The organism is Aliivibrio sp. S3MY1, assembly GCF_028765575.1.
Classification (GTDB): domain Bacteria; phylum Pseudomonadota; class Gammaproteobacteria; order Enterobacterales; family Vibrionaceae; genus Aliivibrio.
This window is the reverse complement of the sequence record NZ_JARACO010000029.1, coordinates 18,631-34,625: the sequence shown is the minus strand read 5'-3', so window position 1 is coordinate 34,625 and position 15,995 is coordinate 18,631. Positions and strand designations below refer to the sequence as shown.

The 15,995-nt window shown below is 36.7% G+C and carries 16 protein-coding genes; 7 read left to right on the top strand and 9 right to left on the bottom strand.

What is annotated here, in order from left to right:
* Positions 1-132 precede the first annotated feature (132 nt).
* On the top strand, positions 133-759 hold the full coding sequence (locus PVK62_RS15085; RefSeq protein WP_274444798.1) for an OmpA family protein: 627 nt from the start codon (positions 133-135) through the stop codon (positions 757-759).
* A gap of 60 nt (positions 760-819) precedes the next feature.
* On the opposite strand, the gene PVK62_RS15080 is transcribed toward PVK62_RS15085, so the two are convergent.
* Positions 820-1,290, bottom strand: coding sequence for a CreA family protein (locus tag PVK62_RS15080; protein ID WP_274444797.1), 471 nt, complete (start codon positions 1,288-1,290; stop codon positions 820-822).
* A 439-nt stretch (positions 1,291-1,729) separates the two neighbouring features.
* Between PVK62_RS15080 and PVK62_RS15075 the strand changes: the two genes are divergently transcribed.
* The 3 genes from PVK62_RS15075 to PVK62_RS15065 are packed head-to-tail and all read left to right on the top strand — an operon-like array spanning position 1,730 to position 4,476.
* Positions 1,730-2,152 carry a DUF3010 family protein gene (locus PVK62_RS15075; RefSeq protein WP_274444796.1) on the top strand — a complete coding sequence of 141 codons (423 nt, stop codon included), beginning with the start codon at positions 1,730-1,732 and terminating at the stop codon, positions 2,150-2,152.
* Positions 2,153-2,199: 47 nt separating this feature from the next.
* On the top strand, positions 2,200-2,691 hold the full coding sequence (locus PVK62_RS15070; protein ID WP_274449467.1) for a hypothetical protein: 492 nt from the start codon (positions 2,200-2,202) through the stop codon (positions 2,689-2,691).
* 30 nt (positions 2,692-2,721) lie between these two features.
* Positions 2,722-4,476, top strand: a complete 1,755-nt coding sequence (locus PVK62_RS15065; protein ID WP_274444794.1) for an HD domain-containing phosphohydrolase — start codon at positions 2,722-2,724, stop codon at positions 4,474-4,476.
* A gap of 86 nt (positions 4,477-4,562) precedes the next feature.
* Here PVK62_RS15065 and gltS read toward each other — a convergent pair whose 3' ends face one another.
* The 3 genes from gltS to PVK62_RS15050 all read right to left on the bottom strand — a co-directional run bounded on the left by gltS (position 4,563) and on the right by PVK62_RS15050 (position 8,994).
* Positions 4,563-5,786, bottom strand: coding sequence for a sodium/glutamate symporter (gene gltS / locus PVK62_RS15060; RefSeq protein ID WP_274444792.1), 1,224 nt, complete (start codon positions 5,784-5,786; stop codon positions 4,563-4,565).
* Between the two features lie 215 nt (positions 5,787-6,001).
* Entirely contained in the window at positions 6,002-6,985 is a 984-nt protein-coding gene (locus tag PVK62_RS15055; RefSeq protein ID WP_274444789.1) for a Solitary outer membrane autotransporter beta-barrel domain, read from the bottom strand.
* A 182-nt stretch (positions 6,986-7,167) separates the two neighbouring features.
* Positions 7,168-8,994, bottom strand: a complete 1,827-nt coding sequence (locus PVK62_RS15050; protein ID WP_274444787.1) for an ABC transporter ATP-binding protein — start codon at positions 8,992-8,994, stop codon at positions 7,168-7,170.
* Between the two features lie 174 nt (positions 8,995-9,168).
* Here PVK62_RS15050 and PVK62_RS15045 point away from each other — a divergent pair, with 174 nt between their 5' ends.
* Complete coding sequence (locus tag PVK62_RS15045) at positions 9,169-10,143, top strand: CobW family GTP-binding protein (RefSeq protein ID WP_274444786.1); 975 nt, start codon at positions 9,169-9,171, stop codon at positions 10,141-10,143.
* A gap of 79 nt (positions 10,144-10,222) precedes the next feature.
* Here the strand turns inward: PVK62_RS15045 and ylqF are convergent, their stop codons facing one another.
* Both ylqF and PVK62_RS15035 read right to left on the bottom strand, forming a co-directional pair.
* On the bottom strand, positions 10,223-11,158 hold the full coding sequence (ylqF, locus tag PVK62_RS15040) for a ribosome biogenesis GTPase YlqF (protein ID WP_274444785.1): 936 nt from the start codon (positions 11,156-11,158) through the stop codon (positions 10,223-10,225).
* Positions 11,159-11,223: 65 nt separating this feature from the next.
* Positions 11,224-12,027, bottom strand: a complete 804-nt coding sequence (locus tag PVK62_RS15035; protein WP_274444784.1) for an EAL domain-containing protein — start codon at positions 12,025-12,027, stop codon at positions 11,224-11,226.
* Positions 12,028-12,095: 68 nt separating this feature from the next.
* Between PVK62_RS15035 and PVK62_RS15030 the strand changes: the two genes are divergently transcribed.
* Positions 12,096-12,251 (top strand): hypothetical protein, encoded by a 156-nt coding sequence (locus PVK62_RS15030; protein WP_274444783.1) that lies wholly within the window; start codon positions 12,096-12,098, stop codon positions 12,249-12,251.
* 93 nt (positions 12,252-12,344) lie between these two features.
* Here PVK62_RS15030 and PVK62_RS15025 read toward each other — a convergent pair whose 3' ends face one another.
* Positions 12,345-13,172, bottom strand: coding sequence for a DUF2797 domain-containing protein (locus PVK62_RS15025; RefSeq protein WP_274444782.1), 828 nt, complete (start codon positions 13,170-13,172; stop codon positions 12,345-12,347).
* Between the two features lie 124 nt (positions 13,173-13,296).
* Here PVK62_RS15025 and PVK62_RS15020 point away from each other — a divergent pair, with 124 nt between their 5' ends.
* The gene (locus PVK62_RS15020; RefSeq protein ID WP_274444781.1) at positions 13,297-14,679 is read left to right on the top strand and encodes a DEAD/DEAH box helicase; all 1,383 of its coding nucleotides are present in this window, start codon (positions 13,297-13,299) and stop codon (positions 14,677-14,679) included.
* A 125-nt stretch (positions 14,680-14,804) separates the two neighbouring features.
* Here PVK62_RS15020 and ppnP read toward each other — a convergent pair whose 3' ends face one another.
* The gene (gene ppnP, locus PVK62_RS15015; protein ID WP_274444779.1) at positions 14,805-15,086 is read right to left on the bottom strand and encodes a pyrimidine/purine nucleoside phosphorylase; all 282 of its coding nucleotides are present in this window, start codon (positions 15,084-15,086) and stop codon (positions 14,805-14,807) included.
* Positions 15,087-15,163: 77 nt separating this feature from the next.
* Positions 15,164-15,982, bottom strand: coding sequence for a phosphate ABC transporter substrate-binding protein (locus PVK62_RS15010; RefSeq protein WP_274444777.1), 819 nt, complete (start codon positions 15,980-15,982; stop codon positions 15,164-15,166).
* Positions 15,983-15,995 lie beyond the last annotated feature (13 nt).

The following is a 15,995-nucleotide window of genomic DNA, read 5'->3' as shown; positions in this document are numbered from 1 at the left end:
GGAAATTGATTTGTAATTGTTCTATTTAGAAGCAAAAAAAAGGAATAAGGGTCACAAAGTCACGCTTTATTCTTAAAGGAATAACGTCTCACGCCGATAGGATTTAAAGGAATAACAATACTTGGATTAATTATGGTTAGAATTTTATCACTTTGCGCTTCACTACTCTTAGTGGGCTGTGTTCATCAAGGTGGTTCTTTATTAGATACCGCTCCTAAAACTAAAGAAGAGACGCCACACCCAACATTTGAAGACCCTTACAAGCCATTAGCAGAGAAAACAGAATCTGTAGAGGTGACTCGTGCGTTAACTGGGCCAAATGGTGAGTTAAAAGATGATGATATGAGAAAAGTGTCTGAGCAATTAACTGAGTTAGGTGTTACCTATCATGAAGTGAGTGATGATCAGCTTGTGATTTCGATTCAAGAGAAAGTTCATTTCTCTAGTGCAAAAGCGGAATTAACGCCATTGGCAAAAAACTTATTAAATAAACTTATTTCTGTCATGGCAACAAAACCTGAACTTGCTTTAGTATTAGATGGACACACCGATGTAACGGGTAATGCGGTTAACAATCAGAATTTGTCAGAGATGAGATCAAACGAAGTTCGCCGTTATTTATTAACCAATAAATTGAATGCTGCACAACTTTATTCTCGTGGCTTTGGTGAGTACCTTCCATTATGTGACAACGAGACGCTTCTTGGGCGAAAATGCAATCGCCGAGTAGAGATTACCGTGTTGAAAATTCATTGGTAGACATTGAGAGATAAAATGCAAACTGGATAAGGGTAACCATTATCCAGTTTGTGATTTATATTATTGAGTAGCGGTTGTAGGCTCTATATACGCCTTAGTTCCCCACAATGGCACTGTCGATAGACTATGCTTGAAACTGCCTTCGGTTTCTTTCGTTGTGTAAGACAAGTAAAGTAGAGTTTGATTCTCTGCATCATAGATACGTCTAACTTTCATCGATTTGAAGAAAATACTTTTTGATTGTTTAAAGACCACTTCACCAGATTTACTTCTATCAATTTGAGCGATCATCTCAGGGGTGATTTCGCCGGTTTGACGGCATGAGATTGAAGAGTCACTTGGATCAGCTAGACTTACATTCGCTTCAACTGAAGCTATGTGACAAGTCACGCCTGGGATTTTATCATCATCAAGGTTTGAGATTTTGATGTCTTTCATAGTAAATAAGCCTAGCGACACATCGCCAACCTCGTTATCTGAGCAGCCAGCAAGTAATCCGACGATACTTACAGCTATTAGTAATTTTTTCATAAAGTTATTCTCTAAATGGGCGATACAGTAACTATAACATTAAATGTGATTTTTTAGTGAAGAGGTTCTCTTTTGAGGTCAACGTCTCTTTTATTAGGCGTTGAGGTTTCTACTCATTAGCAGTGATTACCTGTTAAAGTATATAGAGATAAAGAGGGTAAATATCAGTGTTTCATTTGTTAGAAATGCGCTAGTATTTATTATATAGAATTTGATTGTGGATTATATTGTGAAAAAACAAATCATTACCGTTTTGATGATGGCAGCATTAATGGCCGGTTGTAGTTCAGCACCACAACAAAGAATGTGTGTTCCTGATTTTTGTAATATTTGGGGACAATGATTTTTAGTGGCTCATTTTTATTGTTAGATTCAACGTATCTATTTTATTAATTTAAGCTTATAATCAATGAGTTCAAGACATTGTTAGGATTTTAAAATGAAAGTATGTGGCGTAGAGCTTAAAGGTAATGAAGCAATCATCTGTTTAGTTAATAAATCAGATGGCATGATTGACCTACCAGATTGTCGTGTTGCTAAATTTGATATTACTGAGCCATCTAAAACGGAATCTATCCGTGATTTTCAGTTTAAATTTAAAAAATTAATGCAAGATTACCAAATTGAAACGGTTGTAATTAAAGAACGTTTAATGAAAGGTAAATTTGCGGGTGGTGCTGTTGGTTTTAAACTAGAGGCCGCTATTCAACTTATTGATGAAATTGAAGTTGAAGTACTAACTGCTACAGACCAAAAAGCAAGCCTTAAACGTGCACCTGAAATGCTACGTGTAAAAGAAATTGGCCTTAAAGGTTACCAACAAGAAGCATATGAAGCGGCTTACGCTTTCTTAAACTTCTAAAATTTAATGATATAAAGGATGGGTAACCATCCTTTTTTGTAGGTGCTATGATGATTAATTCTGAAACATTCCATCAGCAAAAGCTGGCTTGGTTAGTAGATCAAGTTAATGTTGACTTTCCTACACCTGAAAGTGTGAAAGGTCGCGATGTTTACTTAAAGCAACCTGCTAAAGACGCTGTAGAACATTCATTCTCTGAAGTAACCCTTCCTGAGACAGTATTCATTTTACCTGTTACAGAACATCGATTAACTATTCGTTGGGCAATGACAGTGGCAAGTCAATGGACAGCCGAATACGATGATATGCTTGAGTTTTTAACTCAAATTGATCTGTGTGATGATTATCAATTATTTGTTGCTCTTGATGGTATGACACCGATCGCAGCCTGTTTATCTCAGGTTGTTGAAGATATCATGTATGTTTCTGACATCGCACTAACCAGTGATATTATCGATGAAAATGGCTTTTTAAGTGCAGTAATGGCTCAGCAGTCTATCAAGTTTAAAAATACCTTTAAGGCTTGTATTAAAAACTAATTTTATTTTTGTTTATTGAGCGATAAATGTATGCGTAATTACTCTTCATTATTGTTTAGTTTCTTTCTCGTGTTTTTCTCGTTGAACTCTGCTGCGCAAGTATCTAATACAGAAAAACCGATTAATATTTTAGTTTTACACTCGTACAGCCATTCTTATGAGTGGACTAAAAATATTGAAGATGGAATAAAAAATACAACTAAAAATAGTGATAAACCAATTCGACTATCTATGGAATATATGGATTCAAAGCGAATTAAAGGTGATGATTATAGAACGCAATATGCAATTTATTTAGAAGCTAAGTACACAAGAGATTATTTTGATGCGATTATTGTTTCTGATGATAATGGAATTAACTTTCTTATTCAAAATGGAGACCGATTATTTCCTAGCATTCCTATTGTTGCCATTGGTATAAATAACCTCAATATTGATCTCGGTTCATTAAAAGATCGAACCACGGTTTATTATGAAAGGGACCATATTTCTGAAAATTTAGAATTGGTTCAATCTCTTTTTCCTCAAACAAAAACGGTTTATCTGCTTAGTGATGATAGTTTAACATCTCAACTTATCCGTCGTCGATTTTTAAATGAAGCAAAAAATTTTTCAAATTTAACCATTATTACTATAAGTGATAAACCTCTGGCAGAAACTGCACTATTTTTATCGAAACTGCCTCCTAAATCGGTTGTATTTTTAACGCACTACAATACTGAATTACAGCAGGGACAATACTATGATTATGCGTCTGTTGCTTCTATATTATCAAAAAATAGTTCAGCGCCAATCTTTGTCTTTTGGGAGCATTATATTGGCTATGGTGTATTAGGTGGTTATGTTAACCGTTCATACTCACTAGGCGTTCAATCAATTTTATCATTAAGCCATCAATTGAAATTTTCATTGGTTGATAGTGTGATAAATTATCCTACCGCATGGGAAGGATTTGTTTTTGAGCATGGGGTAGTTGAAAAATTTAAGTTAGAAAAAGAAGATTTACCATACGCATCAAGTATTGTAAATACACCGTCCTCATTCCTTTATGAAAATAGAAATATAATCACGGTAGCCGCTCTCTTAATCGCGATGACGTTAAGGATGATTATTATACAGTTCATAGGGATTCGCCGTAAGAAGGAATTGAAGGAGAATAAGTCACATATTTTTGCTTTGCAAAATAAAATGTTAAACGTACAAAGAGAAATGATTGAAGTTCTTGGCGATGCGATTGAAACTCGATCTGGAGAAACGGGAAACCACGTACGTCGTGTAGCTAAAATGTCACGATTGTTAGGTAAGATATATGGTTTACCCAAAAATGAATACAAACTTATTGAAGTTATAAGTCCAATGCATGATGTCGGTAAAATAGGGATCTCTGAAGCAATATTGGATAAGCCAGGTAGATTAACTCAAGAAGAAAGAGTAATTATCGAAACACATACAGAGATTGGTTATAAGTTGCTAAGCTCTGGTGATGGCGAAATAATGCAATCGGCTGCTAGAATCGCGTTGGAGCATCACGAACGATGGGATGGAAAAGGCTATCCAAATAAACTCGCCGCGCATGAGATACATATTTTTGCACGTATTACTGCTATTACTGACGTGTTTGATGCCTTAATGAGTAAGCGTTGCTATAAAGAAGCATGGCCGTTAGAAAAGGTTGTTGAGCTGCTTAATCGAGAGTGTGGGAAGCAATTTGATCCAGAATTATGTGCTTTATTTATCAAACATATCGATAAATTTGTAGAAATACGACAACAATATCCAGATTGAGTTGTTGAGTCTATGCTGTGAATTAATACAAAAAAGCCGACGATTCAGAATGGAATCGTCGGCTTTTTACGATTAGAAATAAAAGATCATCCAATAAAGCTAATGTAAGTTTGTAAAATAATTAAATTTACAATATCAATAAAGAACGCACCTACAATAGGCACTACCATAAATGCTTGTGGTGAGGGACCAAAACGAGAAACTAATGAGCCCATATTCATTACCGCAGTAGGTGTTGCACCTAAGCCAAAGCCGCAATGTCCGCCAGCTATTACCGCTGCATCATAGTTTGAGCCCATAGCTCGGAAAGTAATAAAGTATGAGAACAATGCTAATACAACAGTTTGTACCGATAGAATAACTAATAATGGAATGGCTAAATCAAAGATATTCCATAATTTTAGGCTCATTAATGCCATCGCTAAAAATAGAGCCAGTGAGACAGTACCCAAAATATCCACTGTCTCAGTATCTATTTTATGAACCTTAGTCACTTCAGTAATATTGGTAATGAATACGCCAATAAACAAAGCATAAACAAAATCAGGAATTTTTAGCCAGGCAATATCAAAGGTTGCGACAAAATCACCAAGATAACCAGCACCCACAACACAAAGTAAAAGTACAAATAAAGTTTCAATTACTTTTTTAGCAGTAACTTTTTCTTCTTCGCGTTCATTATAGGTTACAACCTCAGGGAAGCGGGTATGGGTATCGACTCCTGTGCCATATTCAGATTCAAGTTTATGTTTATGAATTAGTTTTTGCGCAATAGGGCTACCGATTAATCCACCCATAATTAACCCAAACGTTGCTGAGGCCATTGCAAGCTCAAGCGTATTTAAATGATACATTTCAGAAAACGTCTGCGACCAAGCCGCACCAGTTCCGTGACCACCAGATAGTGTAATAGAACCTGCGATTAATCCCATTAACGGATCAAGTCCCATTAAGCTAGCAAGGCTGACACCAATACCATTTTGGATAATGATGTAAACAGAAGCGATAGCAAGAAATAAGAAGACTTTAGTTCCTCCTTTAATCAGTTGCTTATAGTTTGCCGCTAGACCAACAGTACTAAAGAACATTAACATGAATGTACTTTGTAAAGGTAAAGAGAACTGTAAGTTAATTCCCTGAAAGTGCAATAGCGTAATAGCAACAGCAACAATTAACCCACCAACAATCGGTTCTGGGATGTTGTATTTTTTAAATAGCACTACTTTTGAATTGATTAGGTGGCCTAAAAATAGTACCGCAATGGCAATTAAAAATGATTCTAGTGCGCCAATAGATAGAGTGTTTGACATAGTACTCCTACGTTGAAATATCATTCCTTTTTTCCATTAGATAACGCTAACGAAAATAAATGAAGAATAAATGTATTTTAATGCATTTATTCTGAAGGATATAGTCTGATTTTAAGGGGCGATAGTATCATTATTATCAATGCGATAGGGTTAGCGTAAGGTAAAACATATAAACATACTGTTGTGGTTGTTGTTTTTGTGGTTACTTTTCGTTGTTATTCATTGTAAAATAAGACGATACTTCCACCACGTAAAGCACTTCCTACATTAAAAGTGAAACCAATGCCTACATTATCGACAAGGGAAATCCACTTTCTAGTATCGATTAACCATGCAATATTGAATTCATAATAGTAATTAGTACCTAGAGGTTCGTTTACATCACCACCAAGATCAACACGTTTTGCTTTTAAGTAAAGGACTTGAGCAAAATGATTCCAATGCGCCATGTTGTATCTAAGTTGAACGCTATTTACAAAGCGCCATACTTCTGGATTTACATCGGAACTTACATTTGATGTACCACCAAAACCTTGGCCCAATGCATAGTGATAACTATTATTGAATCGCCATTCACCCCAGTCATTTTCCTTTTTGTACTCAAATGTGATCTTAGGTTCGATCATAAATGCATTCGTAGTTACATTATAATAACTGCCATCGAGTATAGAGGATAGATCTTGGCTAAAACGTGAATTATATTGATGTGTATTTTTGTAATGCATTAAGTGTAGGGCATTACCAAAAGATATGGTCCAGTTCTCACGGAAAACATAATTTTGTGCGTATTCAGCATAAAGACCAAAGACTTCATCTATATCAGAATCTGGTGAGGATTTTTCGTCAAATTTAACATCAATATTAGTGTTAACATAAGACGCTCTAAGAGTGACTTCGTGACTCCATCGTGAATCTGGATCATCTGTTAACTCAAAGGTATAAGGGAGGGAGTAAACTTGCATTTTGCTACGTAGCTGAACAGAATCGGAACTACCAAAGTCTTCGTTATCGGTTTCTAAATAGTTATTCGGGTTAAAATCAGCAATACCAAAGGTGATCATATTACTATCTGACAGCACTAATGACGTTGCAAATCCATCTTCAAATAGTTCGGCAGGAGTAATATCTCGAGCAATAGCATTAGGCATTACCAGATTAAAAAATAAAAAAATAAGAAGGGAAAGTGGTCCGCGTAGCATGGTAAATCCTTTGAAAATAGTTGCTTATAATGTAGTGGAAATTACCTTTTAAATCTACATTAAATCAGTCTGTTATCATCAAACATTGAGAACTCACTACTCTTAGCTATTATATGAATATAAAGTGAAAAAACAAAAAGAAAAATATCAGATTGTTTTTCACTTTATAAATTACCTAGCTTCTAATCACTAATAAACCCACCGGTTTGGTGAGCCCAAAGTTGAGCGTAAATCCCACCTAATTGAACCAGTTCTTGGTGTGAGCCTTGTTCAACCACTTTACCTTGGTCCATCACTAGTAATCTATCCATTGCAGCTATCGTTGATAAGCGGTGTGCGATTGCTATTACAGTCTTTCCTTTCATTAATTCATCTAAACTGTCTTGTATTGCCGCTTCTACTTCAGAATCAAGTGCAGAGGTTGCTTCATCTAAGATCAATAGCGGCGCATCTTTTAGTAGTACTCGTGATATAGCAATACGTTGACGTTGGCCTCCCGACAGCTTAACCCCACGTTCACCAACTTGAGCATCGTAGCCTTTACTGCCATAAGAGTCTGTTAAAGTTTCAATAAACTCATGAGCTTGGGCTTGCTTGGTGGCAGCAAACAGTTCGTCATCACTTGCATCAGGTCTGCCATATTTGATGTTATCTCTGATAGAGCGATGAAGTAGGGAGGTATCCTGGCTAACCATTCCTATTTGGCTACGTAATGAATCTTGTGTTACATCCCTTAGATCGTGACCATCAATAGAAATAGAGCCTGATTCAATATCATGAAAACGGAGTAACAGATTAACTAGTGTAGATTTACCCGCACCAGAGCGACCAACTAAGCCAATTTTTTCACCTGGTTTTATTTCGAGGGTTAAATCGTTAATGACGCCTTTATTCTCACCATAATGAAAATTAACGTTATCAAATTTAATGCTGCCCTGAGTAACTTTCAGCTCTGTCGCATTCGGTTTATCGTTAATGGTGATAGGTTTTGCTAGAGTGTTCATACCATCAGTTACAGTACCTAGATTTTCAAATAACGAACTAATTTCCCACATGATCCAGTGAGACATGCCATTAACACGTAAGGCTAGACTAATCGCAATCGCAATCGCACCAACAGAAAGAACATTATCAATCCACAGCATGATAGATACCGCGGCGATAGAAAAAACAAGCAGATAGTTGATGATTTCGACCGAGATATTAATTCCTGTCGCTAAACGCATCTGTTTATGTACCGTCCCAAGGAACTCTTTCATACCTTCTTCGGCGTACTCTGTTTCACGTTTACTGTGACTAAATAGTTTTACTGTATTAATGTTTGTATAGCTATCAACAATACGGCCTGTCATGGTTGAGCGGGCATCGGCTTGTTTTTCCGAAATCGCTTTTAATTTTGGAACGAAGTAAAACTGGATAGCAATATAGGCAGCGAGCCATATCAGCATTGGCGCCATTAGTCGCCAGTCTGCTTGACCAACCATAACGATCATTGAGGTGAAATAAACGGAGATATACACCAATACATCAAGTAGTTTCATTACCGTTTCACGAACAGACAGAGAGGTTTGCATTACTTTTGTTGCAATACGTCCCGCAAAATCATCAGAATAAAACGACACACTCTGTTTTAGAAGGTATCGATGAGCCTGCCAGCGAATGGCCATTGGGTAATTCCCCAACAACGTTTGGTGAGTAATGAGAGAGTGAATAAGGATTAAAATAGGAACGCCAACGACTACAAGTAGGCCTAGCCACATTAAAGTGTGCCCCTCTTGAGCTAAAAATGTCTCTCTGTCATGTGTTGATAACCAATCAACTAACTGTCCCATAAAACCAAAGAGAGAGACTTCAATTACTGCAATAATGGCACTTAGAGAAGACATTGCAATAAGAGGGAGTTCATAGCCTCTTGTGTAATGACGACAAAATGCATACAAGCCTTTAGGCGGCTGCTTTGGTTCTTGCTTTGGGAAAGCGGTAGTAAGCCGTTCAAAGAAGTTAAACATACAGAAAACCTTTAATTAGAAAATAGATGTTATATCTACATGCAGTTAACATAACTCAAAAGAGAAATTTATGTAATTGATTTCATAAGTTAATAGATAAGTATTCTAAAATAATTAGTATCATGAGACGCACTAGGGGTATCATAAAAAAAGATTGTACTAATAAAGAGTAATATGATGAAAAAAATACCAACGAATATTATTACCGGCTTTCTTGGTGTTGGAAAAACCACCACAATATTACAGCTATTAAAAAACAAACCAGAAGAAGAGTCTTGGGCTGTTTTAGTCAATGAATTTGGTGAAGTCGGTATTGATGGTGCATTCTTAACGGCCAGTGGTGCAATGGTGAAAGAGGTGCCTGGCGGTTGTATGTGTTGTACTGCCGGTTTACCAATGTCGGTAGGGATAAATGCACTTTTAAGACAAAAACCAGACCGTTTGATTATTGAACCAACGGGCTTAGGTCATCCTAAAAAGATATTGGCTATTTTACAGTCAGAAAATTACAAGAATTATATTGATTTAAAAGCAACACTTGGCCTTGTTGACCCGCGAAATTTATCTGATGAGAAGTATACGAGTAATCAAAACTTTAACGATCAACTGAATATTTCTGATGTCGTTGTTGCAACTAAAATGGACATGTCATCAAATTATGATGAATGTTTATTTCACTCTTGGGTTAAAACGTTACCACATCAACCAAAATCAACCACCATTGATCATGGTGAATTGCCTCTACAGTGGTTAGATGAAGATCGAACAACTGAGCTAGTTATTGAAGATCACCATCATCATCATGCTGAACAAGATATTGTTGAAATGGTATTAGAACCGGGCCAAAAATTCTGCCGTAAAGAAAATAAAGGACAGGGTTATGTTAGTTGTGGTTGGTTCTTTGGGGCCGAATCGATATTTGATTTTGATGAGTTATTTTCAATGCTCTCAGCATTGACTGCTGAGCGTGTTAAAGCGGTGATGAACACTAACAAAGGCTTTTATGCATTCAATGTTGCTAATGGCGTTGTTTCTGTCAATTTACTTAGTATTGATGGCATGGAGTCAAAATTAGAAGTGATTGATACTCAGCTGTTACCTTGGGATCAGTTGGAAGGTGTGTTATTGAGTTTACGTATTGAAGAGTAATAGGTTCAGTAATAAGAATAAAAAAAGAGAGGTTAACGTATTGGTTAGCCTCTCTTTTTATATATATGTTTATAAAGAATTAACGTTTGTTTTTCAAGTAACGTTTACGGCGTTCTTCTTTTTTCTTAATTTGTTGTTCAACTTTCAGCGCAGCTGCAATTTCAACGGCTTCAAGTTCAGCAGGGATCATGTCTGGAAGTTCCAGAGTCAATTGACCTAATGTACCAGAACGAAGTTCATGAAGTAGAATTTCAGACGCTTTATAGATATTAATTCGTCCGCCAGCTTGTAAGCAACCACGACTGCGACCAATCGCTTCCATTAACTCTAAATCGTTATCTGGTAAGTCATCTAAGTTATAACGCTCTTTTAAACGCTCAGGATACTGTTTTGCTAAATACTCAACAGTATAGAAAGCCACCTCATCGTAATCCATTGCTGTATCTTTAACTGCACCAGTGGCAGCAAGGCGGAAACCACTGTGTGGATTTTCAACTTTAGGCCATAAAATACCAGGAGTATCAGAAAGAACTACTCCGTTTTGCAAGTTAATACGTTGTTGACGACGAGTTACCGCGGGTTGGTTACCAGTTACTGCAATCATACGCCCGGCTAAGGTATTAATGATGGTTGATTTACCTACGTTCGGAATACCCATAATCATGGTACGAACGTTTTTTCCCATCGCTTCACGGTGTGGAACCAGCTTACGACATCTTTCCATGATTTTATGGATTTCATCAGGGTTACTGGTTGTCACTGCCATTGCCGTCACGCCTTGTTCTTTCTCAAGATGCTCAATCCAACGTTGAGTCACTTCAGGATCGGCTAAATCACGCTTGTTCAAAACTTTAATACAAGGCTTATCTTGGCGTAAAGAGGCGATCATTGGATTCTCGCTACTGAAAGGGATACGAGCATCAAGTACTTCGATGATCACATCCATTTTAGGGATCACTTCTGCGATCTCTTTTTGTGCTTTATGCATGTGACCAGGGAACCATTGGATGGACATAGCGTGAATCCTTTAAAAAATCAAAAACGCTATTTTAACGGTAAAGTCACAAGAGTAAAGGGAAGTTACGCAGCTTGGTGATTTTGTTGATGTAAAGGCAAAGGTTTACCTATTAAAAAGCCTTGAAAATAATCCACACCTAATGCTTTCATTTTTTCATATTGTGACGTTGTTTCTATTCCTTCAATAACGATTTTTGCATTTTCTTTTTTAGCTAAATTGACAGCGGATAATAATGGTTTAGTTACCCCTTTATCGTACTGAAGAAGTAATTTACGATCTACTTTAATGATGTGTGGCTGTAAACTCGATACTCTTTTTTCGCAGGATGCTCCACAGCCAAAATCATCAATAGCAACATTAAAACCATGATTTTTAATATCTTGAATAGCCATAGCTAGGCGTTCTTCATCGTGATAGTGAAACTCAAGCAATTCAAGTGTTACTTGTTGAGGCATTAGGTTTAGCTCTTTTATTCTTGCCTCTAATAAAGACATATTGATATTTTCGAGTTTATGTTGGTGAAAATGGATAGCTGATTCAGGTAATACATTTAGAAAAAGTTGGGTGTTCTCTTGTGAGAGTTGCGCAAAATTACGAATATGGATAATACGGCTAAGGCGTTCAACATTTAAAATTTGATGAAGAGATCTTTTTGCGTCTTGAAAAAATAAGTCAGGTCTGATCGGTTGCATATTAGCATCGTGAATACGTAGTAATGCTTCATAACCAATTGTTTCTTTTGATGAATTAAGGATTGGTTGAAAAACACTCTGTAATAAGAGTTCGTCATATTTAGAGTGATATGCACCTGTTATTTCATCTATAAATAAGTGAGTCTCAAACTCATCTTTAGTTGTTAAAATCATGCATGACTCCATTTATTTGCATATCAATATTGATAACTGAATCAGTATAAATAAGCAAAGTAAGTTAAATGGAAAATCGAGAGAAATCACAGTTTAGTACGCAGAACTGTAAGCTTATAGGCGATGCGGCAAAAGCGACAGTAAACGACGGTGTAACATTTGTTGTTTTTAAAGAAGGCCCTTTACCGGAAGAGAAGATAGAATCTTTGACAGATAAAGAGTGATTTTATTGACGATTTTTTCTAACTATCACTTACCTTAGAAATAAAATAATTAGGGAAGGGCATTCATTTTATAACAATGAATGCCCTTTTAAGTTAGGCAGTAACAGTCACTTCATAAGAACCAAACTTACGAATATTAATCACACCAGTATCAAACAGTAAATATTGACCTTTTATGCCATTGAGAACACCAGTCACTTCTGGGTTTTTATCAAAATTATGACTGATAATTTTGGTTGGAAATTCATTAACAGGGAATGCGATATCAAGAATATTCTCATCTAACAATTCAACTGAGTCGTCACCGTGTTCAACTTGAATTTTAGCAATCGCTTCTTCAACTTGTGGCAATAGCTCTAATGCCGCTTCTTTTAAGGCTAGAGGTTCATTATTGCCTTTTAGCAGAGTGCGCCAATTGGTTTTGTCAGCGATTAATTTTGCTAATTCAATTTCAACTAATCCTGAAATTAAACGGTTCTTAACTTTAGCTATCGGTAACCCTTGTGTTGCACCTTGGTCAATCCACCGCGTTGGGATTTGAGTATGGCGAGTAATACCTACCTTCAAGCTTGAAGTATTTGATAGATAAACATAGTGGTCAACAAAACAGTTCTCTTCACCCCATTGCGGCTCACGACAAGTCCCCTCTGCAAAATGACAAGTTTCTGGTTTCATGATGCACATGTCACAGCTTGCCAGTTTTTTCATACAGACAAAGCAGTGCCCTTGAGAGTAACTTTTCTTGGTTTTTTTACCGCAAGAGCAGCAGAAAATATTGCCCGTATGCGTTAATGTCAGTGTTTTACCTATTAATGCGTTAAGCTCGATTTCTTCTTCACCAACAGGTAGTCGATATTGAACCGCACCGTCAAGCAGTGATGCGCGCATTTTTGCTAATGTTCCAGTAATTTGAATGCTCATAGACTTTTCTACTTTTTCTTATAATTTAAGTTGTTTTTTTTATACGTTAAGACTTTCTATCTGTTTGTGCATATTGTAGCAAGATAAACGACACTTATGCTATACTCCGCCGCATTAGACCAGAATGACTGGTTACCCATCAATAATACTCGAAATTGGAGTGCAGCTTTTGCAATTTAAAGATTTAGGTTTAGATAATCGCCTATTAAAAAATCTCGCTCATCAGAACATCAAAAAGCCGACAGAAATTCAGCGTAAAGCTGTCCCTGTAGCGATGGCAGGTAAAGACATTCTTGCGTCATCAAAAACAGGTTCAGGAAAAACGTTAGCATTTGTTTTGCCAATGCTTCATAAATCACTGAAATCAAAATCGTTCTCTAAGAATGATCCACGAGCTGTGATCTTGGCACCAACGCGTGAATTAGCAAAACAAGTATACACACACCTACGTAGTATGTTGGGCGGGTTAAGTTATGACGCTACTCTCATTACAGGTGGTGAAAACTTCAATGACCAAGTGAATGCACTGCGTAAATTCCCTAAATTTATCGTAGCAACACCTGGTCGTTTGGCTGATCACCTAGAGCACCAATCTTTGTTCTTGAATGGTCTAGAAACATTAATCCTTGATGAAGCAGACCGTATGCTTGATCTCGGCTTTGCTGAGCACCTTCAGAAGATCCATAAAGCGGCAAATCACCGTCGTCGTCAAACATTAATGTTTTCTGCAACATTAGACCATGACGCAGTGACTCAGTTTGCGGGTAATATGCTTGATAATCCTAAGTTTGTATCTGTTGGTCTATCAACAGATGAACATACTGATATAACACAAAGCTTTTACTTGTGTGATCACTTAGATCATAAACAAGCGCTATTGGATAAAATCATTGAGACGGAAAAATACTTCCAAATCATGATTTTCACAGCAACTCGCGCTGACACTGATCGTCTAACTGAATTACTTAATGAGCGTAAGCTTAAAGCAGTAGCCCTAAGTGGTGACATGAACCAAACTGCTCGTAATAACATCATGAGTCAGTTTGAGCGCCGAGCACATAAAATTCTCGTTACGACGGACGTTGCTTCTCGTGGTTTAGATTTAACGAGCGTAACTCACGTTATCAACTTCGATATGCCAAAACATATGGAAGAATACGTTCACCGTGTTGGTCGTACTGGTCGTGCTGGTAAAAAAGGGACGGCAATCTCTCTTGTTGGTCCAAAAGACTGGGAAAGCTTTAAGCGTATAGAAAACTTCCTGCAGAAAGAATTAACGTTCTCTGTATTTGAAGATCTAAAAGGTAAATTCAAAGGTCTTGTACCTAAGAAAAAACGTACGTTTGTTAAGAAAGGCGACGCTAAGAAAACGGCAGCGAAACGTGCTTCTCACAAACCAAAAACAGCTAAGAAGCGTGATAACTCATTCCACACTAACGTAGCAGTGGGTGATCAAGTGTTTATGCCAAAGAAAAAGCCAAAGACATTGGTTGTTGATGACGAATAAGACTGATTTTTAAGTCTTTTTGTTTAAGGGAATAAAGTTTAAGCCAATAAAGCTTAAGACAATAAAAATGCCAAGTGAGTTATCTCACTTGGCATTTTTTATATTAAGCTATGCAGAATATAAAATTATAAATACTCACATAGATAAGCGGTTTCAAGACTTACTCTTACATCAAAAGAAGAATTACCTTCAACTGAGAAGTCTTCACCAGACACAAAAGTAACCCAATCAATATCGGTTGTACGTTTGATTTCAAGTGAGCCGCTGATAACGGTCATTTTCTCTGCAGCATTCGTTCCAAAAGTATAGTTACCAGGTAACATAACGCCAACAGAAATAGCATTGCCATTTTGGTCAAAACCGATAGATTTTACTTTGTCTTCAAAATAACTGTTTACACTTAACATGATATAACCTTGTAATTAAAATCGATTAAACAATAAGTTATTAAAAGTGTTATTACAACAAAATATTGACATAACTATTATTTAACATAGCCTAGTGATTGAATTGCAGACGATAAATCATCCGAATTGATGTAAGTAATAAAATCTTTTGATTGTTGTGATAGCTGCTTGTTTTTGTACACAAATAAGAAGGGGCGAGATAATGGGTATTTGTGTTCAATAATCGATTGAGGTGATGGTAGTACATTATCAATTTTAACAATTTGTAATTGAGCAAGATCACCAATCGATCCCGCAGAGACATAACCTATCGCATGAGGGTTTCTAGCAACAATACTTTTCACCATGCTCGTCCCATTTACCACAATGGCACTTGAGCTAATATCTGACACCGTAAAAGAATCGATCTCTTTAGTTAACCCTAAGTTCTTTTCAAATGAAAAACGTGAGCCAGACGCCAGCTCTCTTGTGATCACGGCTATTTTCTTATCTGCACCACCGACTTCTTTCCAATTTTTAATGTCGCCATGATAAATTTTCCAAATATTGTCAGCTGACAAACTAGTAATTTTATTTTCAGGATGAACAACAACAGCAATCGCATCAAATGCAATAATCGTGGAGTTTAATGTTTCTTTTTCTTTATCGGAGAGTTGGCGAGAGCTAATTGCTAAATTTACCGTGTTATCAACCAGTAATTTAATACCAGCACTAGAGCCAATGCTTTGCAAATCAATTTGGACTTGATTGGTATGATTGTATTTTTCAATAAAAGGTTCGAGTAGGTTAGAGACAGAAGTAGACCCTGCAATAACAGTATTCGAATTTGCAGCATAAACAGAGGAACAGAAAAGTAACCCTGTAACAAAAGTGGTGTAACTAAGCGCTTTAAACATAACCTAAATCCAT

Coding starts and splice junctions, on each gene's coding strand:
- PVK62_RS15085 (WP_274444798.1), top strand. CDS start 133: ATGGTTAGAATTTTATCACTTTGCGCTTCACTACTCTTAGTGGGCTGT.
- PVK62_RS15080 (WP_274444797.1), bottom strand. CDS start 1,290: ATGAAAAAATTACTAATAGCTGTAAGTATCGTCGGATTACTTGCTGGC.
- PVK62_RS15075 (WP_274444796.1), top strand. CDS start 1,730: ATGAAAGTATGTGGCGTAGAGCTTAAAGGTAATGAAGCAATCATCTGT.
- PVK62_RS15070 (WP_274449467.1), top strand. CDS start 2,200: ATGATGATTAATTCTGAAACATTCCATCAGCAAAAGCTGGCTTGGTTA.
- PVK62_RS15065 (WP_274444794.1), top strand. CDS start 2,722: ATGCGTAATTACTCTTCATTATTGTTTAGTTTCTTTCTCGTGTTTTTC.
- gltS (WP_274444792.1), bottom strand. CDS start 5,786: ATGTCAAACACTCTATCTATTGGCGCACTAGAATCATTTTTAATTGCC.
- PVK62_RS15055 (WP_274444789.1), bottom strand. CDS start 6,985: ATGCTACGCGGACCACTTTCCCTTCTTATTTTTTTATTTTTTAATCTG.
- PVK62_RS15050 (WP_274444787.1), bottom strand. CDS start 8,994: ATGTTTAACTTCTTTGAACGGCTTACTACCGCTTTCCCAAAGCAAGAA.
- PVK62_RS15045 (WP_274444786.1), top strand. CDS start 9,169: ATGATGAAAAAAATACCAACGAATATTATTACCGGCTTTCTTGGTGTT.
- ylqF (WP_274444785.1), bottom strand. CDS start 11,158: ATGTCCATCCAATGGTTCCCTGGTCACATGCATAAAGCACAAAAAGAG.
- PVK62_RS15035 (WP_274444784.1), bottom strand. CDS start 12,027: ATGATTTTAACAACTAAAGATGAGTTTGAGACTCACTTATTTATAGAT.
- PVK62_RS15030 (WP_274444783.1), top strand. CDS start 12,096: ATGGAAAATCGAGAGAAATCACAGTTTAGTACGCAGAACTGTAAGCTT.
- PVK62_RS15025 (WP_274444782.1), bottom strand. CDS start 13,172: ATGAGCATTCAAATTACTGGAACATTAGCAAAAATGCGCGCATCACTG.
- PVK62_RS15020 (WP_274444781.1), top strand. CDS start 13,297: ATGACTGGTTACCCATCAATAATACTCGAAATTGGAGTGCAGCTTTTG.
- ppnP (WP_274444779.1), bottom strand. CDS start 15,086: ATGTTAAGTGTAAACAGTTATTTTGAAGACAAAGTAAAATCTATCGGT.
- PVK62_RS15010 (WP_274444777.1), bottom strand. CDS start 15,982: ATGTTTAAAGCGCTTAGTTACACCACTTTTGTTACAGGGTTACTTTTC.